The 3,418-nt window shown below is 69.6% G+C and carries 3 protein-coding genes and 1 pseudogene; 2 read left to right on the top strand and 2 right to left on the bottom strand.

Going from position 1 to position 3,418, the window contains the following annotated elements:
* Together ACOJSF_RS09890 and ACOJSF_RS09885 are read right to left on the bottom strand one after the other, a co-directional pair.
* Positions 1 to 941 (bottom strand): aldehyde dehydrogenase family protein (locus tag ACOJSF_RS09890; protein ID WP_420142041.1); only part of this gene is annotated, 941 nt, incomplete at its 3' end.
* A complete protein-coding gene (locus ACOJSF_RS09885; protein WP_420142040.1) occupies positions 929 to 2,305 on the bottom strand; it encodes a protein adenylyltransferase SelO family protein in 1,377 nt (458 codons plus the stop codon). The genes ACOJSF_RS09885 and ACOJSF_RS09890, both read right to left, overlap by 13 nt.
* Positions 2,306 to 2,343: 38 nt before the next feature.
* Between ACOJSF_RS09885 and ACOJSF_RS09880 the strand changes: the two genes are divergently transcribed.
* Entirely contained in the window at positions 2,344 to 3,201 is an 858-nt protein-coding gene (locus tag ACOJSF_RS09880) for an alpha/beta fold hydrolase (RefSeq protein WP_420142039.1), read from the top strand.
* A 63-nt stretch (positions 3,202 to 3,264) separates the two neighbouring features.
* A pseudogene (locus ACOJSF_RS09875) lies at positions 3,265 to 3,418 on the top strand (nitronate monooxygenase); the annotation flags it as partial.

Here is a 3,418-nt window from a genome sequence, read left to right as displayed (position 1 = left end):
ACCTGCGTGGCCGCATCGTTGTCGATCACCGGCCCCATGAAGGGGGCGGGCCGGTCGTGCGGCGCGCCGACGATGGTGCGGTCGATCAGTCCCTCGATCGCGGTCAGCAGAGGGGCTTCGCTCCCGTCGCGCACGATCAGGCGGCGCGCGCAGGTGCAGCGCTGGCCGGCGGAGAGAAAAGCGGATTGGACGGCGATCGCGGCGGCGGTGGCCACGTCCTCCGCATCCCACACCACCAGCGGATTGTTGCCGCCCATCTCCAGCGCGAGCATGCGGCCCGGTGTTTCGGCGAACTGGCGGCTGAGCGAGAGTCCTGCGCGGGACGAACCGGTGAACAACAGGCCGTCTATGCCTCCATGCCCGGCCAGCGCCGCGCCTTTCTCGCGCCCGCCCTGGATGATCCCGATGGCACCGGCGGGCACGCCCGCCTTGCGGTAAAGATCGATCAGAAAAGCGCCGCTCGCGGGCGTCTTTTCCGACGGCTTCAGGATCACGGCGTTGCCCGCGAGCAAGGCGGGCACGATGTGGCCGTTGGGCAGGTGCGCGGGGAAATTGTAAGGGCCGAGCACCGCCAGCACGCCGTGCGGCTTGTGCCGGATTGCGGTGCGAGCGCCCTGCGCGCCTTCCATCTCCCGGATGGGCGTGCGCGCGGCATAAGCGTCGATCGAGATGGCGACCTTGCCGATCACCGCATCGACCTCGGTCCGGGCTTCCCACAGCGGCTTGCCCGTCTCGCGTGCGATCAGATCGGCGAAGGCATCGGCTTGGTCCCGGACGGTGTCGGCGAACCGCCGCAGCGTCGCGGCGCGCTCCTCGAACGGGCGGGAGGCCCAGCCGGGCGCGGCGGCGCGCGCGGCGGCGACGGCCGCGTCGACCCCGCCGGTCGATCCGCGCCACAGCTCAGCGCCGGTCGCGGGTTCCCAGGAAATCAGCTCGGCCATCGATGCGCCTCTCCCATCCGCCGGATCGCATTTATCTTGTCGTGGAACGGCTGCCAGTCGTCGTCGCGATCGATCGCCGACCAGATCGCTTCCACCTCCTCGATAGGCATCGTGCAGGGATCGAGGTCGGACCAATAGGGATGGTCGGCCGGACGTGTCTCCGCATAGTCCGCCAGCAGCCGTTCGAGCGGCGCGAAATGCTCGGCATAGGTGCGGTCGTAGGGGCCAGCCCGCCGCCGTCCCCCGGACCAGTCGAAGAAGAAGCGGTCGATGCCGACCGTGCGGGTGGAGAGGCCCGCCTCGATCGCGGCGACCAGCGGCAAATCCTGCTCATCGCCGCGAGGCGCCACGCCCAGACGGGAGAGCATCGCCCGCGCATGGGCCTGTTCGTAGGCGGCGGGAAAGCCGTCGAGCAACGTGGCCAGCCCCTCGATATCGGTCAGTTTCGACAAAGCGATGGCGAGCTGGACCACGTCCCAGTGGATCGCCTGCGCCTGCCGCCCGAAGGCGTAGAGGCCGTGATGGTCGAAGTAGGCGGCGGTGAAATCGGGGTCCCAGAACGGCGTGAAGCGCCACGGGCCGTAATCGAAGCTTTCGCCCGTCACGTTGATATTGTCGCTGTTGAGCACCCCGTGGACGAACCCCGCCGCCATGTAGGACGCGGCCAGCCGGGCGGTGCGATCGATGACATGGCCCAGCAGGTGAAGCGCGGGCGCGTCCCCCGCCGGTTCGCCATACAGGGTTTCGAGCGTGTAGCGGACGAGGCGGTCAAGCTCGTCGGTCAGGCCCAGCGCCGCAAGCCGCTGGAAACTGCCGATGCGAATGTGGCCGTGGCTGAGGCGCACCAGCACCGCCGAACGCGTGGGGGAAGGCTCGTCGTTGCGCTGGAGCGCCTCGCCCGTCTCGATCAGCGAAAAGCTCTTCGAGGTGTGGACACCCAGCGCCTCCAGCATCTCGGTCGCCAGCACCTCGCGCACGCCGCCCTTCAGCGTGAGGCGTCCGTCGCCGAAACGGCTGTAGGGCGTGGTGCCCGATCCCTTCGTGCCGAGGTCGAGCCAGCGGCCGCGATCGTCGCGCAGCTGCGCGAAGGTGAAGCCGCGTCCGTCGCCCAGATCGGGATTGTACGCCCGGAACTGATGCCCGTGATAGCGCAGAGCCAGCGGGGCCGGCAGGTTGTCCGCGAGCGGGCGGAAACGGCCGAATTGCGCGATCCAGGCGTCGTCATCCAGACCGGCCAGACCGACGGTACGCGCGGCGCGGTCGTTGCGGAAGCGGAGGATCGCCTGCGGGAAATTGGCCGCCGAAACCGGATCGGCGAGGAAATCGGCGACGGTCACGATCGGCGGTTGCGAAGCGGAGGCCATCACCGCGATATGGGCACGGCATGGGGGGAGGCGCAAGCATGGCGGCCTGGCAGGACGGCTGGTGGCGTACGGCGGACGGACTTCGCCTGCATTTCCGCGACTATCCCGGCGATTCACGCCGGGCCCCGGTGCTGTGCATCCCCGGACTGACTCGCAACGCGCGCGATTTCGAGGGCGTCGCCGCGCGGCTGGCGGGAAAGCGGCGCGTGCTGGCGGTCGATCTGCGCGGGCGCGGGCTGAGCGACCGCGCGATCGATCCGCACAGCTATGTGCCCGCGGTCTACCTGCAGGATCTGCTCGCGCTGATCGCGGCGCAGATGCTGGAGCCGGCGGTGGTGATCGGCACCTCGCTCGGCGGATTGCTGGCGATGCTGCTGGGGCTGACGGCGCGCGGCTGTCTGGCGGGCGTGGCGCTGAACGACGTCGGGCCGGAATTGGGTGAAGAGGGCATGGCGCGCATCCGGTCCTATGTCGGGCGGGACGTGCGCTTCGCCGACTGGGACGAGGCGGCGCGCGCTATCGCGGACAATCATGCCGGCGGCTTTCCCGATTACGGGCCGGGCGACTGGTCGACGCTCGCGCGGCGGTTGTGCCGCCAGCGGGCGGACGGGACGATCGTCTTCGATTACGATCTCGCCATCGCCGAACCGTTCAAGCAGCCGCAGGGCGCCTTCGACCTGTGGCCCGCGTTCGAGACGCTGCACGGCCTTCCGGCCGTCCTGATCCGGGGCGAGCGGTCGGATATCCTGTCGGCCGCGACCGCCGCGGAGATGGTCCGGCGCGTGCCGACGATGGAGCTGGTGACCGTCCCGCGCGTCGGCCACGCCCCTACTCTCGACGAGCCGGAAAGCGTCGCGGCGGTCGATCGGCTTCTTGCCACGGTCGATCGCGAATAAAGCGCGCAATTCCGGCGGCCCTGGCCTATACGGCGCGCTTTCGAAGTCCGTTCGGAGGTGGTTTTGTTCAAGGGTTTGCGCCCGATGCAGTATGGCGGCCGTGAGGTCTGGCCGCTGATCGAGGGCGGCAAGGGCGTCGCCGTCTCGAATCACACCAGCGCCGGGGCGTGGGCCGCGGCGGGCGGCATCGGCACCATCTCCGCGGTCAACGCCGACA

Origin of the sequence: Sphingomonas sp., from assembly GCF_048594985.1 — a bacterium.
In the GTDB taxonomy this organism is placed as follows: Bacteria; Pseudomonadota; Alphaproteobacteria; order Sphingomonadales; family Sphingomonadaceae; genus Sphingomonas_I.
Note: the sequence above shows the minus strand (reverse complement) of the source record. Positions and strands in the feature narration are given on the sequence as shown.

Excerpts from the sequence above, each read along its gene's own strand:
- ACOJSF_RS09885 (WP_420142040.1), bottom strand. The coding sequence starts at position 2,305 with ATGGCCTCCGCTTCGCAACCGCCGATCGTGACCGTCGCCGATTTCCTC.
- ACOJSF_RS09880 (WP_420142039.1), top strand. The coding sequence starts at position 2,344 with ATGGCGGCCTGGCAGGACGGCTGGTGGCGTACGGCGGACGGACTTCGC.